Source organism: Nocardia sp. NPDC058499 (genome assembly GCF_042719915.1).
Taxonomy (GTDB): Bacteria; Actinomycetota; Actinomycetes; order Mycobacteriales; family Mycobacteriaceae; genus Nocardia.
The window spans coordinates 393858-417959 of the sequence record NZ_JBHXMZ010000007.1; the positions used below are offsets into that span (position 1 = coordinate 393858).

Genomic DNA, 24102 nt, shown 5'->3' on the forward strand with positions numbered 1-24102 from the left:
CCGCCGCGGGCCTAGCGTCGCGAGCATGGCACGACAAGACGAGCGGGAACGGGTACACCGGCAGCTGGGCGGATACTTCGGCGGCGGCCGGCGCGACGATTCCGGGATCGATGCTCCGCACCCGAATACCGCACTCACCGACGATGACGACGGCGTCCGGACTCCGCGCTGGCTCGACGCCGGGCCCGGTGCGCCCACCTGGCGAGAACGCTTGATACCGCCCCGATTCCGTGGCGCGCGGCTGGACCCGAGCCGTCGCGGTGTGGCGACCATGGCGGGGGTCGGGCTCCTCGCCTTTCTGGTCACACTGGTGGTGGTGTTCTGGGAGCGCCCCGTCGCGCAACCCGTACCGCCGCTACCGGCCGCCCACCCTGCCGCCTTACCCGCGGCGGTACCGGTCTCCGCCACCGCGCCCGCCGCGCCCGGAACCGCGCCGGCCCCGCCGTCGGCCGAGCTGGTGGTGAGTGTGGTGGGCTTGGTGCACAAGGCCGGTCTCGTCCGGCTACCGCCGGGTGCCCGGGTCGCCGACGCCCTCGCCGCCGCCGGCGGAGCACTCTCCGGTGCCGATCTGACCGGGCTCAACCTTGCTCAGCGCCTCGCCGACGGCGACCAGATCCGGGTCGGCCCCGCCGATACCGCTGCCCCGCCGCCCGGCAGCGCCACGGTGAGCGGCGGAAAAACGGTGGCGGCAGATCCGGATACCGAGGTCCCGGCACCCGCGACCGGCACTCCGGTCAACCTGAACACAGCTACCGAATCGGATCTCGACGCGCTGCCCGGAGTCGGCCCGGTCACCGCGAAGGCGATCATCGCCTGGCGCGAGACGAACGGACGTTTTACCGATGTCGAACAACTGTCCGAGGTCGACGGCATCGGCCCGGCCCGGCTCGCGCGACTCCGGGAACTGGTGACGGTATGACGGAGGCGGGCGATATCGGGTCAGGAGCCGGAAGCCCGCCGCGGACGGGCGGTTCGACAGCCGGCGGGCAGGCGAGCCGGTGTGCTCTCGAGAATATGGGCGGCGCCGTCGGGTCGGCCGGCGAACCGGATCGCCGACGAACCCGCGCCGAGCGGATCGCCGGCGACGACTCGGTGCCAAATCACTCGGGAGCATCCGGCGAGGTCGGTACCGGCCCCGCCCCGACCGGCATCATCAGCGGTGACCGCACACTTTCCGAGGCAGTTGCCGTCCATCGGCCTGCTGTGCGGCTATACGCCGATAATTACGCGCAAGTCGTCGTCCAGCCGCTGGCGGCGGATCCGGGGAGCCGGCAGGCCCGAGGCCTGGGTGTGGGCCTGGGTGTGGCCGCGGGTCTCGTTGTCGATATCGAGCCAGGGGTCGAGTCGGTCGTGCGTCGTTTCGCCTCGTTCGCCGCCACTTGCGCCGGTTTCGGCCGGGCCGTGCTCAGCGGGCGTCGAGCGATAGGCGCGGGCCGACTGTGCGGCGTACCGGCGGCCAGTGGGATGCGCACCGCCCGGAGCGCGCTCGCCGCTGATTTCACCGGTGCTCGCGCACTGGATGATGCCAGGGCGGGGAAGTGGAGCTGGTGGCTGGTGCGGACAGTTGTCCGGCTCCGCCGGTGACCGGCGCGGACAGTGCCGGGAACGCGGATCGAGATGACCGGCCGGGCGACGAATTCGACGGTGCTGCACGAGTACTGGACGCCCGGCTGCTCCCGGCGGCCCTGGTCTGCTGGGCGGTAACGATCGCGGCCGTCGCCGCCGGGTGGTTCGCCGGGGTCGTGGTGGCGGCCGGGCTCACCTCGGTGGCACTCGTTTCGTGGGCGCTGTTGTGGGCCGGGGTAGCTCACCGCAAGGAGCGCTACCGGGTGGTCGCGACGACGATCATCGGTGCCGCTCTGCTCGGCGCGGGCTTCGCGCTGGCGGGTGCATGGCGCGAACATCAGGTGACCGTGCATCCGCTCCGGGCGGTACCTGACGAGGCGACGGTGCATGTGGTGATCACTCCGTCCGACGATCCGAAACCTGTGCGGAGCAGCGGATCCGGCGCCGGCCGACTCTGGGTGGTGCGTGCCGGACTGCGCGAGTTCCGCTACCGCGACGAGGTGGTCCGAGCGGGTGGGTCGGTGGTTGTCCTGGCTGCCGGTCCGGGGTGGGGTGAACTGCTGCCCGGGCGGCCGATCGAATTCCGTGCCCGCACCGCGCCCCCGCGGCAACACGATCTGACGGTCGTCACGCTGCGCCCGATCGGCCCGCCGGACCCGGCCGGGCCGTTGCCTTGGTGGCAGGATCTGGCTGCGGGAGTGCGCGCGGATCTGGCCACCGTTGCCCGGTCCGCCCTCACACCCGACGCTGCCGGGCTGCTTCCCGCGCTGGTCGTGGGCGACACCTCGGGCTTGCCCGATCGAGTCCACGAGGATTTCGTCGCCTCCGGATTGCAGCACTTGTGTGTAGTCAGCGGGGCGAACTTTTCAGTGCTCCTGACCGCGGTGCTGGCACTGGCCCGGGTACTCACCTGCGGTCCACGGCTGTCCTTCTGTGCGACGGCGACCGCGCTGGTCTTCTTCGTCGTCATCGCCCGGCCCGATCCGAGTGTGCTGCGGGCCGCCGCCATGGGGTCGGTCACGCTGCTCGCCCTGCTGACCGGTCGCCGCAAACAGGCGTTGCCCGCACTGTGCGCCGCGGTGATCGGGTTGCTCGCCCTGTGGCCATCGCTCGCAGTGCAGGCCGGTTTCGCGCTCTCGGTTCTTGCCACCGGAGCCTTGTTGCTGCTGGCGCCGAGCTGGGCCGACTATCTCCGGGACCACGGCTGGTGGCGGTTGCCCGCCGAACTGGCCGCCGTTGCCGCCGCGGCCTTCGTCGTCACCACACCGATCACCATCGCTCTGTCCGGCAAGGTCAGCATTCTGGCGGTGATCGCGAATATCCTTGTGGCACCGGTGGTCGCGCCGATCACCGTTCTCGGGGCAACAGCCGCGGTGGTATCCACCCTTTGGTACGCGCCCGCGGAGCTGATTTTGCACCTCACCGGCCCACCGCTGTGGTGGCTGCTCACCGTGGCCACCGAAGCAGCCGCGGTCCCCGGTGCACTGCTCACCGTGCCCGGCGGGTCGGCGGGCGGGCTGCTCGCCGCCTGCGCTGCGGCTGCCGGGATTGCAGCGCTGCGCGTTGCGCGGCTACGGCGATACCTGGCGGCCACCGCAGTCGGCGTTGCTACCGCCTATCTTCCGCTGCTTCTGTGGTTGCACTGGTGAGCAGCGGATGCCGGGCTCGTGCGTTTCGCACGCCCGGCTGCGGCGTCCACTGCGCGACGGCGTATCGCCCGCTGACCCGGTCGCCCGGCCTCATTTCTACCCCGCCGAGGGCCATGCTCGGACGGCTATATCGGGCAGACGGCAGCGCGGGGCCGGAGGGGCGGATGGAGATCAGGTTTTCATGATTTGTTCGGCGGCGGGTTTGTTCGTGGCGGACAGGCTCAGTGTGTGGGCCGAAGGCCGGGCTGGACCGATCTCGATCTCGAGGCTCATGCCGTACGTCTGCACGCGAATGCGGAGCCTTGTGAGGCCGATCCCGGGAATCGTCGGGGTGCCGCCGTACGATCGGAGCCGTGAGCGAGCGAGCGGCGGTGCACCTGGTCCTGGGGGAAGAAGAACTGCTGATCCAGCGGGCGATTGCGGGAGTGACGGCGCAGGTGCGGGCGGACGCCCCCGACCCGGACTCCGTCCCGGTCGACCGGTTGCGGGCCGGGGATGCCAGTAGTGCGGAACTGGCCGAGCTGCTGAGTCCCTCGCTGTTCGCCGAGGACCGGGTGATCATTCTCGAATCGGCGGATCAGGCCGGTAAGGATGCCGTGGCCGTGATCACCGAAGCCGTCACGGCCCCGCCCGAGGGGGTGGTGCTGATGGTGGTGCATTCCGGGGGCGGCCGGGCCAAGGCTTTGGTGCCGGCGCTGCGGAAGGCCGGGGCGCAGGTCCACGAATGCGCCAAGCTCACCAAAGCCGCCGAACGCGCCGAATTCGTGCGCGCCGAATTCCGGGCGGCGGGAGCGCGGGTGTCCGGCGAGGTCGTGCAGGAGGTGCTGGATGCGGTCGGGTCCGAGCTGCGGGAGCTGGCTGCCGCCTGTTCGCAGCTGGTCGCCGATACCGGCGGGAAGATCGATCTCGCGGCCGTGCGGCGGTACTACTCCGGTAAGGCCGAAGTATCGGGTTTCGAGGTCGCGGATCTGACCGTCGCCGGGAACAGGGCCGGTGCGGTGGAGGCGCTGCGCTGGGCGCAGGACCGCGGGGTTCCGCATGTGGTGCTCGCGGACGCGCTGGCCGATTCCGTGCATACGATCGCGAAGGTCGGGTCGGCGGGGCGCGGTGACCCGTTCAAACTGGCGGGACCGCTGGGACTGCCACCGTGGAAGGTGAAGAAGGCGCAGGGGCAGGCGCGCGGCTGGTCACCGGCCGCGATCGGCTCCGCGCTACAGGTTGTGGCAACACTGAACGCTGATGTGAAAGGTGGGGCCGCGGACTCGGGGTTCGCCCTGGAGGACGCTGTGCTGAAGCTGCTGGCGCTACAGGGGCGTGACTGAGCGCCGCGGCAGCCGAGCCCGCCGGGGCCGTGACGTGAGTATCGGCCGTCGGGTCGAAGCTGCCCGGCTGGTGAGTTGGGGGCCGAGGCGCCGAAACCGCTGAGCGCGGGCGGCTGGGTGCCGAAGCCGCCCGGTAACCCGGCCGTTCCGCGGTACTGAAGCCGACGGGCCGTGAAGAGAGTGGCAGCGGTGCCTGACCTGGGGGTGCCCCGGGGAGATGGTCGAGGAGACGACGCATGGTCGTCCGGGCGGGTCCGGGCTAATCGACCGCGCTGAGCTCCAGCGCTTCCTCCGCGACCTCGTCGAAACGCCCATCCCACTCTTCGTAGACGGGGGTCTCCTCCTCGCGGGTAACCATCCAGACGCCGACCTGACTGCCGTCGTCATCGGCGGGTACCAGCACATTCTCGATTTTCACGCCGATACCGAGTACCTCGGCGGCGCGGATGACGCCGGGCAGATCCTCGGCTTGGACGACCGACTGGTTCGCATACAACATAACCATGGGCCGCATGCTACGACAGGCGCTGGGCCGCCGGGCGGCCGCCATCCACTACTGCCTCGGAAAACATGCGCTGACCGAGCCCGGGCATACCAAAAGCCGCCGTGGTCATCGAAGCCGCGGCGGCTTTGTGCGAAAGAGTTCGGTCTATCAGAGCTTGTTCAGCGCGAGGGCCATCGCCGACTTCTTGTTGGCGGCCTGATTCGCGTGGATAACGCCCTTGGAGGCGGCCTTGTCGAGCTTGCGGCTCACGAACTGGAGGCGCGCGCCGGCGGTCTCCTTATCGCCGGCCGCGGCGGCCGCCCGGAAGGCACGGATATGGGTGCGCAGCTCGGATTTCACCGACTGATTGCGCTGGCGCGCCGCCTCGTTGGTGCGGATCCGCTTGATCTGGGATTTGATATTGGCCACGCCGGTATCCTCTGGTTCCTGTCTGGTTCGGTCGGAAAAGTCTGTATGCGCGTACCAATCCTGAATGCGGCCGGCTCGGATTTCTCCGGGCACGGGGTACGGCAATGCCGAGTGGCCAGGTTACCAGCAGGGGCCGGGGCCGCGAAATCGTGGGTCCGTTGCAACACCGTGACCTGGCCGTATGTCGTTGTGAAGAGTGTTCGTGCGGCGTAAGGTGCCGGGAAGTTCGGCCCAAATGGTTTCGCAGCAGGACCCAGGTTTTCCCGGTGCGCGCCCCGATATCCGGCGGGGCGTCGATCCTCTCGGAAGGCGGCGTTCATGTCTCCCACTGCGCAGGAACGAGAAGCTGTACTCGAAGGTGTCGAGCCCGCGGATATCTCCGATACCAGGAAATGGATCGCCGAGGCCCTCGGCACCTTCGTCCTGGTGATGGGGGGTGTCGGGACGGCCGTGCTGGCCGGCGAGAAGGTGGGGCCGCTGGGGGTTGCGCTGGCGTTCGGCCTGTCGCTGCTCGTCTTGGTCTACGCGATCGGGCCGGTCTCCGGCTGTCATGTCAACCCCGCGGTGACGGTGGGGCAGCTCATGATGGGCAGGCTTTCGCCGATGAGTGCGGTGGGTTACATCGTCTCTCAGGTGATCGGCGGTCTGCTCGCCGGCCTGGTGTTGTTCGCGATTGCCAAGAACCTGCCCTCTTACGACCGCGCGTCCTCGGGGCTGGGCGCCAACGGCTGGGGTGAGCACAGCCCGTCGGCGGTCACCGGACCGGCCGGTGAGGTGGTGATCCAGGAGGGGTACGGGATGGCCGCGATGATCATCGTCGAGGTGATGCTGACCGCGCTGCTGGTTTTCGTGGTGCTGGCCGCAACCGACCGGATCTCCGAGATTCCGCAGGCCGGGATGGCCATCGGTTTCACCCTCGCGCTCATCCACCTGATCTCGATCCCGGTCGACAACACCTCGGTGAACCCGGCCCGCAGCCTGGCTGTGGCGCCCTACCAGGACGGGGCGATGGGGCAGTTGTGGGCGTTCATCGTGTTCCCGCTGATCGGTGGTGTGCTCGGTGCACTGCTGTACGGGCTGTTGTTCGGGCGGTCCCGGGAACTGCAGGCCTGATCCGGCGGCGCCGGGGCACGATTCAGCTCCAGTGGTATTCCCGGACCAGGCGATGCGCCACCCGGTCGAACAGCCGGCGCGGCAGGATGGCGCCCTCCCGGCGGATACCGTCCTCGGGGACGTCGAGTACCCGGTCCAGCCGGACCCAGCTGGCTCGGCCCTGGTGGTCCCAGATGCCGGCGCCGATCCCGACCCATTCGGGATCGTGGTCCCGGTCCGGGTTCGAGCTGAGCATCAGGCCCAGCAGGCTGCGTCCGTCGCGGCCGACCACCAGTACCGGCCGGTCCTTGCCGTTGTCCGGATCCTCTTCGAAGGGCACCCAGGTCCACACGATTTCGCCGGGGTCGGCGCGGCCGTCGAGCTGGGGTGCGTAGACCACCCGGCGGGCGCGCTGTGCGGTCGGGACCGGGGTGGAGGCCGCCGGGCGGACGGGGATGCCCTTGGGGCCGGTCACCGCCCGCGGAGTGCGGCGGGTGCTGCCGCGGACGAGTAGCGCTTCCACCAGTCGCGGTGCCTGCCGCCGGACGAGCTTCGGCCCCTGCTGTATCGCGATCGCGGTGAGCTGCTTGCCGAGACTGTTCCAACTGCGGGGCATCTCAGGAGGATAACGGCACACCCGGCCGGTGGAGTATCGCCGCGGGGCGGGACCGGGGGGCCGGTGGTCCGGCTCACCATGGGACGATGGTCGCCAGTACGCCCGATACCCATGAGGAGTGGAGTGCCCGCCAGCTTCGCCGATACGACGTTCACCGATCCGTCGCGGATCCGGAACTTCTGCATCATCGCGCATATCGATCACGGCAAGTCGACGCTGGCCGATCGGATGCTGCAGCTCACCGGGGTCGTCGAGGAGCGGCAGATGCGCGCGCAGTACCTCGACCGGATGGATATCGAACGCGAACGCGGTATCACCATCAAAGCCCAGAACGTGCGGCTGCCGTGGACGCCCGGGACCGGCGAACACGCGGGCGAGGATTTCGTCCTGCATCTGATCGATACCCCGGGCCACGTCGACTTCACCTATGAGGTCTCGCGGGCGCTGGAGGCCTGCGAAGGCGCGATCCTGCTGGTGGACGCCGCGCAGGGGATCGAGGCGCAGACGCTGGCGAACCTGTATCTGGCGCTGGACAAGGATCTGGAGATCATCCCGGTCCTCAACAAGATCGACCTACCGGCGGCCGATCCGGAGCGTTATGCGGCCGAGCTGGCCCATATCATCGGCTGCGAGCCCGAGGATGTGCTGCGGGTATCCGGTAAGACCGGCGTGGGGGTGACCGAACTGCTGGACCGGGTGATCGAGCGGGTGCCGCCGCCGGTCGGCGACGCCGACGCACCGGCCCGGGCGATGATCTTCGACTCCGTCTACGACACCTACCGCGGTGTGGTGACCTATGTCCGTGTGGTGGACGGCAAGCTGACCCCGCGCGAGAAGATCAAGATGATGTCCACCGGCGCCACCCATGAGCTGCTGGAGATCGGGATCGTCTCACCGGAACCCAAACCCACGCGGGGACTCGGGGTCGGCGAGGTCGGCTACCTGATCACCGGTGTGAAGGATGTGCGGCAGTCGAAGGTCGGCGATACCGTCACCTCCGCGCGGGGCGGTGCCACCGAACCGCTCACCGGGTATCGCGAACCGCGTCCCATGGTGTATTCCGGGCTGTACCCGGTGGACGGTTCCGACTATCCGGTCCTTCGGGACGCATTGGACAAACTCCAGCTCAACGATGCCGCGCTCACCTACGAACCGGAGACCTCGGTGGCGCTCGGCTTCGGGTTCCGCTGTGGCTTCCTGGGTCTGCTGCATATGGAGATCACCCGCGAGCGGTTGCAGCGCGAATTCGGTCTCGACCTGATCTCCACCGCACCGAATGTGGTGTACCGGGTGGTGATGGAGGACGAGGCGGAGCACACCGTGACCAACCCTTCGTTCTGGCCGGAAGGCAAGGTGCGCCAGGTCTTCGAACCGGTGGTGAAGGTCACGATCATCGCGCCGAGCGAGTTCATCGGCGCGATCATGGAACTGTGCCAGTCGCGCCGGGGTGACCTCGGTGGGATGGACTATCTGTCCGAGACCCGGGTGGAGTTGCGCTACACCCTGCCGCTGGCCGAGATCATCTTCGACTTCTTCGATTCGCTGAAATCGCGTACCCGCGGCTATGCCTCGCTGGACTACGAGGAGGCCGGCGAACGGGAATCGCAGCTGGTGAAGGTGGATATCCTGCTGCAGGGCGAGGCCGTGGACGCGTTCAGCGCCATCGTGCACCGCGACGCCGCGCAGGCCTACGGGCACAAGATGACCACCAAACTGCGTGAGCTGATCCCGCGCCAGCAGTTCGAGGTGCCGATCCAGGCGGCCATCGGGTCGAAGATCATCGCCCGGGAGAACATCCGCGCCATCCGCAAGGATGTGCTGGCCAAATGCTATGGCGGCGATATCAGCCGTAAGCGCAAACTGCTGGAGAAGCAGAAGGAAGGCAAGAAGCGGATGAAGACCATCGGCCGGGTGGACGTCCCGCAGGAAGCGTTCGTGGCCGCGCTGTCCTCCGACGCCCAGGCCGATAAACCGAAGGACAAGAAGTAGCTGCCGGTTTCCGCTGCCTCTCGCCCGCCTGGATATCTGCTGATAACGAAAATGTGACAGCCGTAGATGTCGACAATAGGCTGGTGGCGGATCCGCGCCGGATCGACGGCGGTGCGGTCGCCGGTGCACGCGAGAGTGGAGTTATGCCAATGGCGAGTGATCTGCCGTTCGACGACGAAGAAGAGGTCGCCGGACGGGGCGGTGACGCCGCCTATCGTATTGCCAGCGCCACCGCGCGAGTTGCCCGCGGCGGCGCGTATGTGACCGGTGGCGCGCTGGTTGCCGCCAACGGTGGCGGGGTCCCGGCGTCACCCGGGGAACTGGACAGCCGCAATGCCGGGTGGGCCCACAACGTCGATCCGGATCCCGATGTGCCCAGCCCGGTGGTCACCTTCCCGGACCCGGAACCGGTTGCGCCGCAGGATATGCCGTTCGGGTCGCCGGGCGATGCGAGCGTCACGATGCCGTTGCCGCACGGAACCTTCGATATCCAGGTCGGTCGTCCGGGGGAGTTCGGCTTCGAAGACCTGGACTCCTACAGTGCGCCCTACATGGACCAGGTCCCGGGATTGGAGCTGATTCCCGGCGGTCCGGACGGCGATTTTCCCGGGTCCGATTACGTTCCCGGGGCGCCGGGAACGGGTGTGCCCGAGTCGAATATCCCCGGTCTGCCGGAGTTCGGTCCTCCAGAGCCCCCCGGAGGGATCCCGGGGTTCGACGGTATTCCCGGCTTGGGTGGCGATATTCCGGGGCTGGGCGGGAATTTTCCCGGTGCGGGGAACGAAGGCCCCGGTGCGCCCGGTGGTTTCGAACTGCCGGCACCCGGTGATGCTTTCAAGACCGATATCTTCGATCTGCCCGGGTTCGGCCTGAATCCGGCCGGTCAGCCGAAGTCGGTGGCACAGACCTCCGATTCCGGCCCCTCCGACTGGGATTTCGGCTTCTCCGATTCGGCGGGCAGCGCGCGGACGATCGCGGGGGACGGCGGTTCCGGCGACGACGGCGCCTGGTTCGAGTTCTCCGTGGATGCCGGCGGAAGTGGGTTCGCCGGGCTCGCGCTCGGCGGTGCCGGCGGGTCGGTGCAGGTCGAATCGGATATGGACGTCGATATCTCGGTGGGTTCCGGCGGTGTCCGGGTCGACAGCGACTGGGATTTCGGGATCACGGCCGAGGACGCCTTCTCCCTCGACGATCAGCTCGATCAGTACACCGGCTGGATGCACGCCGGGGCCGCGGAATCGGCGTCCGGTGCCGGGCAGCCGGGGGTTCCCGAACCCGGCCGTCCGGCAGACGCCGATGCGGTGGTGCAGCGCGACGATGCCGCGATCGCGGTGGGCGGCAGCACCGGTACCGGAACGGGCGCGGCCTCGGCACAGAACGCGGCGGTGCCGGCGACCTCCGGGATGTCGGTGGCACCGGCCGCCGCCCCGGCCCCGCTGCCCAGTGCCCCCGCGCCGATGGCCGTCGCCCCGGTGGCGCCTCCCGCACCGGTTGCGGTTGCTCCGATGGCGCCGGTGGCGCCCGCTCCGGTGGTGGCGGCGCCGGTTCCGCCACCGCCGGTGGCGCCGGCGGCCGTGGCTCCCGCGGTACAGCCGGTCGCGGCGACCCCGTTGCAGACGACGGTGCAGCCCGATGTGGCGACCAGTCCGGTCGCGCACGTTTTCCAGCCGCCGGCGGGGCCCTCGCCGTTGACCGCCCCGGCGGCCCAGCTGCCGGATCTCTTCCACCGGCTGCCGCAGCCGGTGCCACCGGAGATGCCCACCGAGCCGACGCTGCCGGGTGATTCCACGACGGTGCTGCCGACCACCACGGCGCCCGTGACGACCTCCGACGGTGTCACAACGACACCGGATACCACGACCGCCGGCCCGGACGGCTCGACGACCACCGGCCCGAGCGCAACCACCACCGACGGCAGCACGACGTCGATCGGCGGCAGCGCGACGTTGCTGCCTGGCATCACGACCTCCCCGCAGGACAGCACGACCTCGCCGCAAGACAGCACGACCTCGCCGCAGGACAGCACCACCTCGCCGGACGGCTCGACCACGCCCACGGAACTCACCGAGACCACCGGCGGTTCGTCACCGACGAGCAGTTCCGGGGAGTCGAGCACCGCCACCGAGGGATCCTCGACCACCGGCGAATCCGGCGGGGTGACCACCACCGCGCCGGGCTCTTCCACCGGTGAAACAGGTAGCACCACCGAACCCATCGGTGGGGGCACCGGCACGCCGAGCGCCGGGGATCAGCCCTCGGGCACCACTGGGTCCACTGTCGATCTGCCCACTCAGCAGATCCCGACCGCGGATCAGTCTGTGCCGCAGGTACCGACGGTGGAGCAGCCGCAAGTACCGACGGTCAGCATGCCGGCCCAGCCGCCGAGCATGCCCGACGTGCAGCAGCCGAGTATGCCCGATGTGCCGCAGCCGATGCCGACTCCGTTGCCCGCGCCACAGGTCAAGCCGATCGCCGAGCACGGTGCCGCGGTCGTTCCGTACGATGTGCACGGGGTCGCCACCGCCACGCCCTACACCGATCACACGGTGCTGGGGTTTGCCGGTGGCGAGCTGACCGGTGATCTGTCGGCGGGATTCCTGCCGCATACCGTGACAGTGGCCGAAGACCCGGTTCCCGACCCCGCCTTCTGGGTATATTTCTGACGGTTCACGGCCGATCCCGGATTCGATCCGGTCGGGTGGGCGGGGGTGAAACGGCCGATCGTGGCCGCAGGACGTGTTGTGACCGAGACGAAGGAGCAGGGCTTGTCTGCCGTAGCCGGACCGCAGGCCGCCACGGTGAAGAATCCGGATGTGATGGCCCCGCTCATCCAGATCATCGACGAGTTGCGGGATGTTTCCCGCACCGCCAGCCGTAACGATCTCCGGGGCCGGCTCGGTATGGTCCGCGCCCGGGTCGCCGATACGCGGGTCAGACTGGTGGTGGTCGGTCCGCCGAAGAGCGGGATGAGCACCCTGGTGAACGCGCTGGCCGCAGCGCCGGTCAGCGCGACCGACAGCCCGATCAGTGTGCCGTCGATCGTGGAGTACGGCCCCGAAGCCACGGCCACCCTGGTCCGGCGGGAGGGCGGCGGCCGGGTCCGGCGGCAGCCCGTGGACCCGCTGAACCCGGGCCCGGCGCTGTCGGCTACGGGTGTGATCCGCGCCGATTTCACCCACCCGAGCCCGCTGTTGGCCGAGGGCATCGTGCTGATGGATGCGCCGGGTGCCGCGGTGCAGGACAGCACCACGTGGTCGATGATCGCGGCCGCCGATGCGGTGCTGTATGTGAGCGATGCCGATACCGCCTACAACCGGGATCAGATCGCGCATCTGCGGCGGATCGGGCAGATCTGCCCCACGGTGATCTGTGTGCTCAACAAGATCGACCGCAATCCGCATTGGGCGCAGGTGCAGGAGCTCAACCGAGAGCTGCTCGACGAGGCCGGGCTGGGCTTTGCGGTGGCGCCGGTGTCGGCGCAACTGCACCATCAGGCGCACCGGGCCGGTAATCAGCAGCGGGCGATCGAATCCGGGGTCCCGCAGTTGGTCGAGCATCTGCGCGACTATGTGGTGGCCCATGCCGATGCCATGGCCGTGAAATCCGCGGTCCGCGATATCCAGCTCGTGGGCGACCATCTCGGTGTGGTGTTGCGCACCGAAGCCGACGCGCTGCGCGATCCGCGGCGCCGCGCCCATGTGACCCAGCAGTTGGCCACCGCCCGGGATCAGGCCGACCAGTTGCGGCAGCGCACCGCGACCTGGCAGGTCACGCTGGCCGACGGCAGTACCGAACTGATGGCCGATATCGAGCACGATTTGCGGCACCGGCTGCGGGGCCTGATGCGGGACGCCGAAACCGAGATCTCCGGAATAGATCCGGCCACCCGGTGGAAGCGGTTCGGCACCGAATTGGAGGGCCGGATCGCCGAGGCGATCGCGGAGAATTTCGAGACCGCGAACTACCGCGCCGAGGAGCTCGGCGAACAGGTCGCGGCGCGTTTTCCCGCCGAGCACCGCCGCCCGGAGCTGCCCGATATCCGGCCCCGGTACGCCTCGGATCTGCTGGCCGACGTCGCACCGCTGGAACCGCTGCAGAGCGCGAAAGCCGGTGTCCCCGAACAGTTCCTGTCCGCGCTGCGCGGATCCTACGGTGGCATCCTGATGGTCGGCCTGGCCACCAGCCTGCTCGGGATGTCGCTGGTGAACTGGTATTCGGCCGGGGCGGGCATCCTGCTCGGCCTGCACGCCCTGTGGGAGGACCGCCGGGCGCGCCGGTTGCGCCGGCAGGCCGAGGCGAAAGCGGCGGTCTCCCGGCTGATGGACGATGTGGTCTTCCAGGTCGGTAAGGAGTCGCGGACCCGGCTGCGTGAGGTGCAGCGGGTGCTGCGGGACCACTTCACCGATATCGCCACCGATGCGTTGCGCGCGGCGGACGAGGCGTTGCGGGTGGCCGAGGAGGCCGGCGCGCAGTACGGCGATCGGGGTGCGGAACGGCTCGCCCGGCTCGATACCGATATGGGTAAGTTGCGCGATCTACGGCAGCAGGCCGACAGTATCGCCGCCGCTTGACGGCGATCGTCAGCGCATACGGCCGATATCGCGGGGGCGGCTGCGCCACGGGGTGCCGCCGGTCCGGTCGTGCGCGGGCCGGAACGTACCGGCCGCTTCCGCGCCTTCGGCCCGGATCAGGTGGGTGACGGCGTTGATCAGGGCGAGATGGGTGAAGGCCTGCGGGAAATTGCCGAGCTGGCGGCCGGTGTAGGGGTCGATCTCCTCGGCGTAGAGCTTGAGCGGGCTGGCATGGCTGAGTAGTCGTTCGCACAGCACCCGGGCACGGTCGGTCTCACCGATTTCCACCAGCGCCGAAACCAGCCAGAACGAGCAGATGGTGAAGGTGCCTTCGGTGCCCGACATCCCGTCGTCGGTGGATTCGGTGCGGTAGCGCAGGACCAGCCCGTTCTCGGTGAGCTCGTCGGCGATCCCCAGAACGGTGGCGCGGACCCGCGGGTCGTCGGCGGGGAGGAACCGGGTCAGCACCACGAGCAGTAGCGAGGCGTCCAGTGTGGAACCGCCGTAGACCTGGGTGAACCGGCCGCGTTCGTCCACCCCGTTGGCCAGGACATCGGCCCGGATCTCCGCCGCGATCTCATGCCATTTCCGGGCGATCCGCATCTGGCCGTGCAGTTCGGCCAGGCGCGCGCCGCGATCCAGTGCGACCCAGCACATCACCTTGGAAGAGGTGAAATGCTGTGGTGCGCCGCGTACTTCCCACAGGCCGCGGTCGGGTTCGCGCCAGTTCGCGATGGCGGCGTCGACCTGGCGTTTCAGCATGGGCCACAGCGTTTCCGGAACGTGTTTGCGCGATTTCACGTGCAGGTACACCGCGTCCAGCATCGTGCCCCAGATATCGTGCTGCTCCTGGTCGAATGCGCCGTTGCCGATGCGCACGGGTGTGGCGTGACCGTAGCCGGAGAGGTGATCGAGGGTCGATTCGGGGATATGGCGTTCGCCACCGATTCCGTAGAGAACCTGCAGCGGGACCGGTTCGCCGTCGGGTCCGGTGGTGGCGTCGTGCAGGAAGGCGAAGAAATCGTCGGCTTCGCGGTCCAGGCCGAGGGTATAGAGGCCCCAGAGGGCGAAACTGGAATCGCGTACCCAGGAATAGCGGTAGTCCCAGTTACGTTCCCCGCCGGGTGTTTCCGGTAGCGAGGTGGTGCCCGCCGCCATCAGCGCGCCGGTCGGGGCGTAGGTGAGGCCCTTCAAGGTGAGCGCGCTGCGCTGTAGGTAGCGGCGCCAGGGGTGGTCGGGGAAATCGCCGAGGGTTATCCATTGCCGCCAGCATTCGATCGTGGTCCACATCTGGTCGGCGGCCTCGTCGAATGTGCGCGGGGCGGGCAGTTCGGACCAGGTGAGCGCGACATAGGCGCAGTCGCCCTCGGTCATCCGGGTGCGGGCGCGGGCTTCCCGGCCCTGCAGGCCCAGGCGCAGATCGGTGGTGAGCACCAGACTCGGCCCGGCGGTCGGATCGGCGGCGCAGACCGCGGTCGCCTCCTCGTACACCTTGCCGGTGTACTCCCAGGTGGCCATTTCCCGGTGGTAATCGAAGGACGGTTCGCAGCTCATTTCTAGTTCGACGGTGCCGTTCACGCATTTGACCGTGCGCAGCAGCATATGCCCGGCATCCCAGTCGGTCGGGGTACGCCGGTGTGTGCGGCTGCGCTGCTCGGTGCTGTGCCACGGGCCCAGGACCAGTGCGTCGCGCACGATCAGCCAGCCGGTCGCGGTCTGCCAGGTGGTTTCCAGGATCATGCCGCCCGGTAGATAGCGGCGGGCCGCGGGAACCGAATGCCCATACGGTCCCAGCCGGAAATGGCCGGCGCTGCGATCCAGCAGGGCACCGAAAACACTCGGTGAATCGGGACGGGGTATACACATCCACTCCACCGAGCCGTTGCCGGCGATCAGGCAGGTGGTTTCGCAGTCGGACAGGAATGCGTAATCGTCGATGGCCGGGAAGTTGTCCTCGCGACGCGGCGCCGCCGGGTGGGTGCCCGGCAGTCCGCTCGCCGGTGCTGCGTGCTCGGGACTCGGCATACCACCCATGATGTGTTGCCGAGGCCCGAGCCGCCACCATCGGTTACCCGGTGCGCCGGATCCGGGCGAGCCAGGCCACGACTTTCACCTTGCCCGCGGCGTCGACCGTCAGGTCACCGAGCTGCCCGGCATTGGATTCGGTGACCCGCCCGTAGTACTGGTCCGGCTGCAGGTTCTCGAGCTCCCAGCCCGGTCCGGCGAAGGAATCGCGGATGAGGTCTGCCCCGATACGCGGCCCGAAACCCGGCTCCGCATCGGAGAGCGCCAGGATGTGCACATAGCCGCCGGGCTCGCACAGCCGGTGCAGCGCGCGCACGTAGGCGGCGCGGGCCTCGTCGTCATCCATGAATACGTGGAACAGGGCGCTGTCGACGATGGTGTCGAAGGTGCCGAGCGGGTTGCCGGGCGAATCCGCGAGCGCGACCATATCGGTCACCTCGAACCGGGCGGTGGGCACACCCTTGGCCGCGGCATTGCGCCGCGCGTAGGCGACGGCGCTGGGGGAGAGGTCGACACCGAGGATGTCGTAGCCGGCGGCGGTCAGCGCGATGGTGTGTTCACCGGCGCCGGTCCCCGGGTCGAGTATCCGGCCGCGGATCCGGCCGGCGCGTTCCAGGGCGAGGATCGCGGGTTGCGGTTCGCCGATGATCCACGGCGCGGTGTCGTTGTCGTAGGCGGAGTTCCATACCTCGGGAGCCTGTGTCATGACTTCAGCCTGCAACCTCGAGCACGCTCGAGGTCAAGGCCCGGGGTGCCGGTACGCGGGTCCGGCCATGCCAGGTGAGCAGGGTTCGGAACCCGGTGTTCTACGCTGGTCGCCGTGGAGCGTATTGCCGGCTGGTGGGACGGGTTCGAACTGTGGGTGGCGGGGTTGCCGTTCATCCCGCAGTTCCTCGTGGTGCTGGTGGGTATGGTGCCGATCAGTTTCGGTATCGCCTATCTCATCGACCGGGCCGTGCGCCTGGCCGCCGGGGCGCTGGGGCGCGACGACACCGACGGAGACCGTGAGACCGGAAGCGAGGTGGGCTGATGCCGCGCTCGCGAGTACAGCTCGCACTGGCCGCGTTGCTGGTGCTGGTGGTCATCGCCTGGTTGTTCACACTGTGATCCGCCCCGGTGGCCGCGGATCCGCACGAGCTCGGCGCGGATTCGGCGCGGAAAGGTTCATGATGTCGCGTACCGGTCGCCCGGCGGGGCGCCGCCGGCTGTTCGCCACGCTGGTGGCGTTGCCCGTTCTGCTGAGCGCCTGCGCGGGTGGTTCCAGTGACGAGGTCGGTGGCGGTGGCGCCGACGGCAGTGGCGGCACGGTCGACCTGTACGCGTACGCGATTCCCAAACCCGGTTACGACGAGGTCGTGCCCGCGTTCAACGAGACCGAGGCGGGCGAAGGGGTGGAGGTGCGCCAGTCCTACGGCGCCTCCGCCGACCAATCCCGCAAGATCGCCCGCGGCGCCCCCGCCGATATCGTGAGCTTCTCCCTCGAACCCGATATCACCCGGCTGGTGGACGCCGGGCTGGTGGACCCGGACTGGAATGCCGACGCCACCCGCGGTGTCCCGTTCGGTTCGGTGGTCACCCTGGTGGTGCGGGCCGGTAATCCGAAGAACATCCGCGGCTGGGACGATCTGCTGCGCCCGGACGTCGAGGTGGTCACCCCCAACCCGTTCAGCTCCGGCTCCGCGAAATGGAATCTGCTCGCGCCCTATGCCGCGGCCAGCGACGGGGGTCGTGATCAGCAGGCCGGGATCGATTTCCTGAATCAGATGCTCACCCGCGTGCGGGTGCAGCCGAAATCCGGCCGGGAGGCCACCGAGACGTTCCTGCAGGGCACCGGCGATGTGCTGATCAGCTACGAGAACGAGGCGATCTTCGCCGAACGGCACGGTGACCCGGTGGAACATATCGTGCCGGACTCCACGTTCCGGATCGAGAATCCGGTCGCGGTGCTCGAACATGCGCAGCATCCGGAGAAGGCGCTGGCGTTCCGGGATTTCCTCTACACCCCGGCCGCGCAGCGGGCATGGGCCGAGGCGGGCTTCCGGCCGGTCGACCCGGGGGTCGCCGCCGAGTACGCCGCGGAGTTCCCGGAACCGGCCACGCTGTACACCATCGCCGACCTGGGCGGGTGGGAAACGGTGGAGGCCGAACTGTTCGCTCCCGACTCCGGCGCCATCGCGATCGCCTACGACAACGCGACCGAGTAGCCGGGTGACCCGGACCACACGCGATACTCGATACTCGTGACCGAACACAGCCCCGACACCGCACCCGCGCCCGCCGCGGCCGCGGCGCGCGACGAACCCACCCGCCGCCCGCTGGGCTCCTGGCTGCGGTTCACCGGTTCGGTGGGCCCGCTCGGTATCGCCACCGCCATGCTCTGGCTGAGCGTGATCGTGCTGCTACCGCTGGCCGCGCTGACCTTCAGCGCCTTCGACGACGGCTGGTCGGGCTTCTGGGGCGCGATCACCGACCCGCTGGCATTGGCCTCGCTCCGGGTGACGGTGCTGGTATCCATCGTGGTGGCGCTGCTCAACATCGTCATGGGCACACTGATCGCCTGGGTACTGGTACGCGACGACTTCCCCGGCAAGGGCATGGTCAATGCGTTGATCGATCTGCCGTTCGCGCTGCCGACCATCGTCGCCAGTATCGTGCTGCTCGCGCTGTACGGGCCCAAGAGCCCGATCGATATCCATCTGAATGCCACCCAGCCGGGGCTGGTGGTCGCGCTGGCCTTTGTCACCCTGCCGTTCGTGGTGCGGTCGGTGCAGCCGGTCCTGATCGAGGCCGATCGCGAGGTCGAGCAGGCGGCGTTGTCACTGGGCGCGGACAACTGGACCACCTTCCGGCGGATCGTGCTGCCCACGCTGGCGCCCGCGATCATCAGCGGCGGTGGGCTGGCCTTCGCCCGGGCGATCGGCGAATTCGGGTCGGTGGTACTGATCGGCGGCAATATCCCGCGCGAAACGCAGGTGGCCTCGCAGTACATCCAGCAGCAGATCGAAATCGACCGGCCGGTGAACGCGGCGGCGGTATCGGTGGCGCTGCTGGTGATCGCGTTCGTCGTCCTGCTGGTGCTGCGGGTGTTCGCCGAGCGGACGGCCCGGAAGGAACGCGAGGCCCGATGAAACTGTCCACACCCAGCCGGGTGAGCTTACGGGTGCTGGCGCTCGGCTACCTGTTCGTGCTGCTGGTGCTGCCGCTGGGGATCATCCTGTACCGGGCGTTCGAGCACGGTATCGGCGCCTTCATCGACCAGATCAGCACCCCGGCCGCCATCTCCGCCTTCAACCTGTCCATGATCATCCTGGTCATTGTGGTGCCCGTGAACGTGGTGCTCGGGGTGGTGATCGCGCTGGCCCTGGTGCGCGGGAACTTCCCGGGCCGGCGGTTGCTGCAGGGCCTGGTGGACCTGCCGTTCGCGGTCTCACCGGTGGTGGTGGGCGTCGCCCTGATCATGCTGTGGGGTGTGGGCGGCTGGTTCGGGGCGATCGCCGAATGGGGTTTCCCGGTGATCTTCGCGCTGCCCGGGATGGTGCTGGCGACCATCTTCGTCACCATGCCGTTCGTGGTGCGCGAGGTCGAACCGGTCCTGCACGAGATCGGTGACGATCAGGAACAGGCGGCCGCGACCCTGGGCGCCTCCCGCTGGCAGACCTTCTGGCGGATCACCGTCCCCGCGATCCGCTGGGGCCTCACCTACGGTGTGGTGCTCACCGTCGCCCGTGCGCTCGGCGAATTCGGTGCGGTGATCATGGTGTCGTCCGGTTTCCCCGGTGTCTCGCAGACACTCACCCTGCTGGTGCACGAACGCTATATCAACGATCACAACGATTTCGGCGCCTACTGCGCCGCAGTCCTGCTGATGGGTCTCGCACTCATCACCCTGCTGTTGATGACGCTCCTGGAACGTAAGCGGGACGTGTCATGACCGTGCACGCCGGAGGCCGCCCATGATCACCGTGACCAACGCGCGTAAGAACTACGGTTCTTTCGCCGCCCTCGACGATGTCAGCCTGGAGATCCCCTCCGGCGAGCTGACCGCGCTGCTCGGCCCCTCCGGTTCCGGCAAATCGACCCTGCTGCGGTCGATCGCCGGGCTGGAGAACCTCGATTCGGGTGTGGTGACCATCAGCGGTCGTGATGTGACCCGGGTGCCGCCGCAGAAGCGCGATATCGGGTTCGTCTTCCAGCACTACGCGGCGTTCAAACATATGACGGTCCGCGACAATGTGGCGTTCGGCCTGACCATCCGCAAACGCCCCAAGAACGAGATCGCCAAACGCGTGGACGAACTGCTGGGCATCGTCGGGCTCGACGGTTTCCAGCACCGCTATCCGGCGCAGCTTTCCGGTGGTCAGCGTCAGCGGATGGCGCTGGCCCGCGCACTCGCCGTGGACCCGCAGGTCCTGCTGCTGGACGAACCGTTCGGTGCGCTGGACGCGAAGGTGCGCGCGGATCTGCGCACCTGGCTGCGGCGCCTGCACGAAGAAGTACATGTGACCACCGTGCTGGTGACCCACGACCAGGAGGAAGCCCTCGACGTCGCGGACCGGATCGCGGTGATGAACGCCGGCCGGATCGAACAGGTCGGCAGTCCCGAAGATGTCTACGACCGGCCGGCCAGCGAATTCGTCATGACATTCCTCGGTGCGGTGGCGCGGTTGAACGGCCATCTGGTGCGGCCGCACGATATCCGGGTCGGCCGGGATCCGGGTATGGCGCTGGCCGCCTATGAGGGGACGGCGGAATCGGCGGGCGTGACTCGGGCGACGATCGAACGGGTGGTGCGGCTCGGGTTCGAGGTCCGGGTGGAGATGCGTAATGCCGCCACCGGGGATCTGTTCGTCGCCCAGGTGACCCGCGGTGATGCCGAGGCGCTGCGGCTGGCCGAGGGGGAGACCGTCTACGCCCGCGCCACCCGGATCCCGGAACTGCCGGTCGCCTAGGACCCACCTATCCCGCTCCTACCGTGTGCGACGACCTCCCGGCATCTCACAGCTCGACATGCGGTGTTGCCCGGCGCGCCAGGTCGACGTGTCGGCCGGTGTTTCGGGCGAGGCTTTGTAGCCGCGGTCCGAACATTGGTCCAACTCGTGGGCGACCCGTGCGAGCCCACGTGCCGAGGGCGGGTCCGCTCGGGTCCGGCCGTGTGTTCTATCCGGCGGATCGGCAAATATCTGTGACCCGAGCTTCGGCAAAGCGGGGAGGGACACCGTCCCGGGCGCCCGGCAGCGGCAGTTCTCCGGGCGTTGACAGCGTCCTTCGTTCTGCGTGTCGAGCTGCGGTGATGTCCTTCTGTTATCGACTGTGATCCCGGTGCCCCGAACGTCGTGTTGACGTACCCCAGCTTAGCTGTAACTATGGGAAACAGTTAAGCCGGAATCATTGACGAGAGGCATGACGATGACGTCTTCAGCCACCACGGTCTCCGACGACCAGCTGGTCGCGCAGGCCCAGGAGTACGCGGAAAAGCTGCTGCTGCTGTCGGAAGGCTCGGTCAACCGGCATTTCGACCCGTTCGAAGATATCGACTGGGATCACCCGGACTTCGATGTCGATGCGCGCCCCGAACGCTGGATCCTGCCCGTATCCGGCGATACCATCGGCCGCCACCCCTGGTACCAGGCGCTGTCCGACGAGCAGAAGATCGCTCTCGGTAAGTACCGCCAGGCCAATGTCGCCAAGGTGGGGCTCCAGTTCGAGGCCATCTTGATCAGCGGCATGATGCAGCACGTCTTCGGCCTGCCCAACGGTGACCCGGAGTTCCGCTACTGCTCCCACGAGATGATCGAGGAGCACAACCACACCCTGATGTTCCAGGAGATGGTGAACCGGATCGGTGCCGACGTTCCGGGCATGGGCCCGTTCGTCCGGCAGTTCCGGCATATCGCCGTCCCGGTCGCGGTGGCCTTCCCGAACCTCTTCTTCATGGCAGTGCTCGGCGGCGAGGAGCCGATCGACCACATCCAGAAGGATATCCTGCGTTCGGGCGAGGAAGTCCACCCGATCATGCGCGGGGTGATGGCGATCCACGTGGCCGAAGAGGCCCGCCACATCTCCTTCGCCCATGAGTTCCTCGCCAAGCACGTTCCCGAATCGTCGCGGATGAACAAGTTCGTGCTGTCGCTGGCCATGCCGATCGTCATGTGGATCCTGGGGCGCGCCATCGTGACCCCGCCCAAGGCGTTCTTCGACGAGTTCGATATCCCGAAGAATGTTCGCAAGGAACTGTTCTACGGCTCCGCCGATGCGAAGCAGACCTTCAGCGACTACTTCGGCGATGTGCGCATGCTGGCCAAGGAGATCGGCCTGATGAACCCGATCTCCAAGCGGGTGTGGAAGGCCCTCGGCATCGCCGGGCACGTCACCCGCTACCGCTCCGAACCGCTGCGCGTCGTGCCCGGCAAAGCGGCCTGAGGGACGGTAGGACTTTCATGCCCTACGTCGTCACCCAGTCCTGCTGTAGCGACGCGTCCTGCGTCTACGCCTGCCCGGTCAACTGCATCCACCCGACCCCGGACGAGCCGGATTTCCGGACCGCGGAGATGCTCTACGTCGACCCGGCCGCCTGCGTGGACTGCGGTGCCTGTGCCTCGGCCTGCCCAGTGGATGCCATCACCTCCTCGAAGAAGCTGACCGACGAGCAGAAGCCGTTCATCGAGATCAACGCTGACTTCTACCGGCAGTCGCGCCCCCGCCCGATCCTCGCCCAGCCGGTTCCGGCGCCGTCGATCGATACCGCCGGCCGCGGCCCGCTGCGGGTCGCGGTGGTCGGCTCCGGGCCCTCGGCCATGTACGCTGCGGACGAACTGCTCACCCAGCCCGATGTACGGGTGACCGTATTCGACCGGCTGCCGGTTCCCTACGGCCTGGCTCGCTACGGCGTGGCCCCGGATCACGGGAAGACCCGCAAGGTCGCGGATCTGTTCGACGTGATGTCGCGGCAGCCCGGATTCGGGTCGTACTTCGATATCGAGGTCGGCAAACATATCTCGCACGAAGAACTGCTGGCCTACCATCATGCGGTCGTATACGCGGTCGGTGCCTCGAGCGACCGCAAGCTCGGCATCCCCGGTGAAGGCCTGGCCGGAAACGTCTCCGCCACCGATTTCGTGGCCTGGTACAACGGGCATCCCGATCATGTCGACGACGATTTCGATCTGTCCCAGCGGCGGGTGGTCGTGGTCGGCAACGGTAATGTCGCGCTCGATGTGGCCCGGATCCTCACCACCGATCCGGAAGCACTGGCCGGCAGCGATATCTCGCCGGTCGCGCTCGAGGCATTGCGGCGCAGCGAAGTACGCGAGGTCGTGGTGCTGGGCCGGCGGGGTCCGGCCGAATCGGCCTTCACCGTCCCGGAGTTCGTCGGGCTGCTGGGTGCCGATGTGGATATCGCGATCGAAGGCGACCTGCCGCCGCTCACCGGCGACCTGCCGTACCAGGTGGAGCAGAAGCTGAAATTACTGCACCAGGTGGCCGATCGGCCGTTCGGGCAGCGCCGCCGGATCGTCTTCCGCTATCAGAGCGCGCCGAGCCGGATCCTCGGACCCGACGCGGTCACCGGTATCGAAGTGGACCGGACCGAGCTGGTGCCCGGCGACGACGGCCGGGTCCGCGCGGCCGCCACAGGTGATATCGACCTCCTGGAGACGGGGCTGGTGCTCACCTCGGTCGGCTACCGCGGCGTACCCACACCCGGTCTTCCGTTCGACGAACAGCGGGCGATCATCCCGAATCGGGCCGGCCGGGTGCTGACGGGTCCGGAAGGCGATGCGCTGCCGGGCGCGTATGTGACCGGCTGGATCAAGCGCGGCCCCACCGGGTTCATCGGCACCAACAAATCCTGCGCCCAGGAAACCGTGCAGCAACTGGCCGACGATTTCAACGCGGGCCGGCTGGCCGAGCCCGCGGGCGGCGCGGAGGCGTTCGACCGGCTTTTGCGGCAGCGCCGGCCGCAGGTCCGGGCCGCGGGCGCGGTGACCCGCACCGCCAAACCGGTGCGCCGCTTGTTCGCCCGTACCTGAGGCAATCCTCCAGCTTCCGCCCGTCCGGTATCGCACCGGGCGGGCGGTTTTTGTTTGCGCGGGCCGAATTCCGTCCGGACAGCTATTGATCGGTTACCGGCGGCTGGTGGAGTCTGGACGGGCGTCCGGGTGTCAGTGGGGGTTTCCTGCGGACCTGCCGGCGGACAGTGGTGTGTCCCTGTGGGTTTCTGGCGAATCACCAGTTCAGGGCAGATTTCCTGCGTAGCGGACAATTGAACTGCCGGTTTGTTTTCCAGCCGGTATTCGGGGAGTTGTTCCGTAACTTCATCTTTCATCGCCGATTATTCGATTTATTCGAGCCATTGCAGCTA

20 protein-coding genes are annotated in these 24102 nt (G+C 68.2%); 15 read left to right on the plus strand and 5 right to left on the minus strand.

The genetic code is table 11. The features are described from left to right. Nucleotides 1-25 precede the first annotated feature (25 nt). From ACFWPH_RS23095 to holA, 4 genes are all read left to right on the plus strand, one after another. On the plus strand, nt 26-919 hold the full coding sequence (locus ACFWPH_RS23095) for a ComEA family DNA-binding protein (RefSeq protein ID WP_378754200.1): 894 nt from the start codon (nt 26-28) through the stop codon (nt 917-919). Between the two features lie 95 nt (nt 920-1014). Further along, complete coding sequence (locus ACFWPH_RS23100) at nt 1015-1584, plus strand: hypothetical protein (protein ID WP_378754202.1); 570 nt, start codon at nt 1015-1017, stop codon at nt 1582-1584. Next, a complete protein-coding gene (locus tag ACFWPH_RS23105; RefSeq protein ID WP_378754204.1) occupies nt 1581-3215 on the plus strand; it encodes a ComEC/Rec2 family competence protein in 1635 nt (544 codons plus the stop codon). The genes ACFWPH_RS23100 and ACFWPH_RS23105 overlap by 4 nt, the downstream gene beginning before the upstream one ends. A 353-nt stretch (nt 3216-3568) precedes the next feature. Further along, nucleotides 3569-4537 (plus strand): DNA polymerase III subunit delta, encoded by a 969-nt coding sequence (gene holA, locus ACFWPH_RS23110; RefSeq protein WP_378754206.1) that lies wholly within the window; start codon nt 3569-3571, stop codon nt 4535-4537. 259 nt (nt 4538-4796) lie between these two features. Here holA and ACFWPH_RS23115 read toward each other — a convergent pair whose 3' ends face one another. Beyond that, nucleotides 4797-5042: a hypothetical protein gene (locus ACFWPH_RS23115; RefSeq protein WP_378754208.1), complete on the minus strand. Its 246-nt coding sequence runs from the start codon at nt 5040-5042 to the stop codon at nt 4797-4799. Between the two features lie 147 nt (nt 5043-5189). Continuing rightward, nucleotides 5190-5450: a 30S ribosomal protein S20 gene (rpsT, locus tag ACFWPH_RS23120; RefSeq protein ID WP_378754210.1), complete on the minus strand. Its 261-nt coding sequence runs from the start codon at nt 5448-5450 to the stop codon at nt 5190-5192. Between the two features lie 318 nt (nt 5451-5768). Here rpsT and ACFWPH_RS23125 point away from each other — a divergent pair, with 318 nt between their 5' ends. Continuing rightward, nucleotides 5769-6563 carry an aquaporin gene (locus ACFWPH_RS23125; protein ID WP_280414603.1) on the plus strand — a complete coding sequence of 265 codons (795 nt, stop codon included), beginning with the start codon at nt 5769-5771 and terminating at the stop codon, nt 6561-6563. 22 nt (nt 6564-6585) lie between these two features. Here the strand turns inward: ACFWPH_RS23125 and ACFWPH_RS23130 are convergent, their stop codons facing one another. Then, nucleotides 6586-7158 carry a type II toxin-antitoxin system PemK/MazF family toxin gene (locus ACFWPH_RS23130; RefSeq protein ID WP_378754213.1) on the minus strand — a complete coding sequence of 191 codons (573 nt, stop codon included), beginning with the start codon at nt 7156-7158 and terminating at the stop codon, nt 6586-6588. A gap of 111 nt (nt 7159-7269) precedes the next feature. Between ACFWPH_RS23130 and lepA the strand changes: the two genes are divergently transcribed. The 3 genes from lepA (at nt 7270) to ACFWPH_RS23145 (ending at nt 13718) form a co-directional block, all read left to right on the plus strand. Continuing rightward, complete coding sequence (gene lepA, locus ACFWPH_RS23135; protein WP_378754215.1) at nt 7270-9147, plus strand: translation elongation factor 4; 1878 nt, start codon at nt 7270-7272, stop codon at nt 9145-9147. A gap of 83 nt (nt 9148-9230) precedes the next feature. Continuing rightward, nucleotides 9231-11810, plus strand: a complete 2580-nt coding sequence (locus ACFWPH_RS23140) for a hypothetical protein (RefSeq protein ID WP_378754217.1) — start codon at nt 9231-9233, stop codon at nt 11808-11810. A gap of 78 nt (nt 11811-11888) precedes the next feature. Then, the gene (locus tag ACFWPH_RS23145) at nt 11889-13718 is read left to right on the plus strand and encodes a hypothetical protein (protein ID WP_378754219.1); all 1830 of its coding nucleotides are present in this window, start codon (nt 11889-11891) and stop codon (nt 13716-13718) included. A gap of 9 nt (nt 13719-13727) precedes the next feature. Here ACFWPH_RS23145 and ACFWPH_RS23150 read toward each other — a convergent pair whose 3' ends face one another. After that, the gene (locus ACFWPH_RS23150; protein ID WP_378754221.1) at nt 13728-15743 is read right to left on the minus strand and encodes a glycoside hydrolase family 15 protein; all 2016 of its coding nucleotides are present in this window, start codon (nt 15741-15743) and stop codon (nt 13728-13730) included. A gap of 43 nt (nt 15744-15786) precedes the next feature. Then, nucleotides 15787-16449, minus strand: coding sequence for a class I SAM-dependent methyltransferase (locus tag ACFWPH_RS23155; RefSeq protein ID WP_378754223.1), 663 nt, complete (start codon nt 16447-16449; stop codon nt 15787-15789). A gap of 114 nt (nt 16450-16563) precedes the next feature. On the opposite strand from ACFWPH_RS23155, the gene ACFWPH_RS23160 reads away from it, so the two are divergent. The 7 genes from ACFWPH_RS23160 (at nt 16564) to ACFWPH_RS23190 (ending at nt 23770) form a co-directional block, all read left to right on the plus strand. After that, a complete protein-coding gene (locus ACFWPH_RS23160) occupies nt 16564-16773 on the plus strand; it encodes a hypothetical protein (protein WP_033244739.1) in 210 nt (69 codons plus the stop codon). 139 nt (nt 16774-16912) lie between these two features. Further along, nucleotides 16913-17947 carry a sulfate ABC transporter substrate-binding protein gene (locus ACFWPH_RS23165; protein ID WP_378754256.1) on the plus strand — a complete coding sequence of 345 codons (1035 nt, stop codon included), beginning with the start codon at nt 16913-16915 and terminating at the stop codon, nt 17945-17947. A gap of 111 nt (nt 17948-18058) precedes the next feature. Further along, entirely contained in the window at nt 18059-18871 is an 813-nt protein-coding gene (cysT, locus tag ACFWPH_RS23170) for a sulfate ABC transporter permease subunit CysT (protein ID WP_378754257.1), read from the plus strand. After that, a complete protein-coding gene (gene cysW / locus ACFWPH_RS23175; protein WP_378754225.1) occupies nt 18868-19674 on the plus strand; it encodes a sulfate ABC transporter permease subunit CysW in 807 nt (268 codons plus the stop codon). The genes cysT and cysW overlap by 4 nt, the downstream gene beginning before the upstream one ends. 22 nt (nt 19675-19696) lie before the next feature. Continuing rightward, nucleotides 19697-20692 carry a sulfate/molybdate ABC transporter ATP-binding protein gene (locus ACFWPH_RS23180; RefSeq protein ID WP_378754227.1) on the plus strand — a complete coding sequence of 332 codons (996 nt, stop codon included), beginning with the start codon at nt 19697-19699 and terminating at the stop codon, nt 20690-20692. Between the two features lie 451 nt (nt 20693-21143). Next, the gene (locus ACFWPH_RS23185; RefSeq protein WP_378754229.1) at nt 21144-22163 is read left to right on the plus strand and encodes a diiron oxygenase; all 1020 of its coding nucleotides are present in this window, start codon (nt 21144-21146) and stop codon (nt 22161-22163) included. A 17-nt stretch (nt 22164-22180) separates the two neighbouring features. Beyond that, on the plus strand, nt 22181-23770 hold the full coding sequence (locus ACFWPH_RS23190; protein WP_378754231.1) for an FAD-dependent oxidoreductase: 1590 nt from the start codon (nt 22181-22183) through the stop codon (nt 23768-23770). The last annotated feature ends 332 nt before the right edge of the window (nt 23771-24102 follow it).

What these genes read in the sequence shown, in the direction of transcription:
- ACFWPH_RS23095 (WP_378754200.1), top strand. Translation starts at nt 26, where the DNA reads ATGGCACGACAAGACGAGCGGGAACGGGTACACCGGCAGCTGGGCGGA.
- ACFWPH_RS23100 (WP_378754202.1), top strand. Translation starts at nt 1,015, where the DNA reads ATGGGCGGCGCCGTCGGGTCGGCCGGCGAACCGGATCGCCGACGAACC.
- ACFWPH_RS23115 (WP_378754208.1), bottom strand. Translation starts at nt 5,042, where the DNA reads ATGGTTATGTTGTATGCGAACCAGTCGGTCGTCCAAGCCGAGGATCTG.
- ACFWPH_RS23125 (WP_280414603.1), top strand. Translation starts at nt 5,769, where the DNA reads ATGTCTCCCACTGCGCAGGAACGAGAAGCTGTACTCGAAGGTGTCGAG.
- ACFWPH_RS23130 (WP_378754213.1), bottom strand. Translation starts at nt 7,158, where the DNA reads ATGCCCCGCAGTTGGAACAGTCTCGGCAAGCAGCTCACCGCGATCGCG.
- lepA (WP_378754215.1), top strand. Translation starts at nt 7,270, where the DNA reads ATGAGGAGTGGAGTGCCCGCCAGCTTCGCCGATACGACGTTCACCGAT.
- ACFWPH_RS23150 (WP_378754221.1), bottom strand. Translation starts at nt 15,743, where the DNA reads ATGCCGAGTCCCGAGCACGCAGCACCGGCGAGCGGACTGCCGGGCACC.
- ACFWPH_RS23155 (WP_378754223.1), bottom strand. Translation starts at nt 16,449, where the DNA reads ATGACACAGGCTCCCGAGGTATGGAACTCCGCCTACGACAACGACACC.
- ACFWPH_RS23165 (WP_378754256.1), top strand. Translation starts at nt 16,913, where the DNA reads ATGTCGCGTACCGGTCGCCCGGCGGGGCGCCGCCGGCTGTTCGCCACG.
- cysW (WP_378754225.1), top strand. Translation starts at nt 18,868, where the DNA reads ATGAAACTGTCCACACCCAGCCGGGTGAGCTTACGGGTGCTGGCGCTC.
- ACFWPH_RS23180 (WP_378754227.1), top strand. Translation starts at nt 19,697, where the DNA reads ATGATCACCGTGACCAACGCGCGTAAGAACTACGGTTCTTTCGCCGCC.
- ACFWPH_RS23185 (WP_378754229.1), top strand. Translation starts at nt 21,144, where the DNA reads ATGACGATGACGTCTTCAGCCACCACGGTCTCCGACGACCAGCTGGTC.
- ACFWPH_RS23190 (WP_378754231.1), top strand. Translation starts at nt 22,181, where the DNA reads ATGCCCTACGTCGTCACCCAGTCCTGCTGTAGCGACGCGTCCTGCGTC.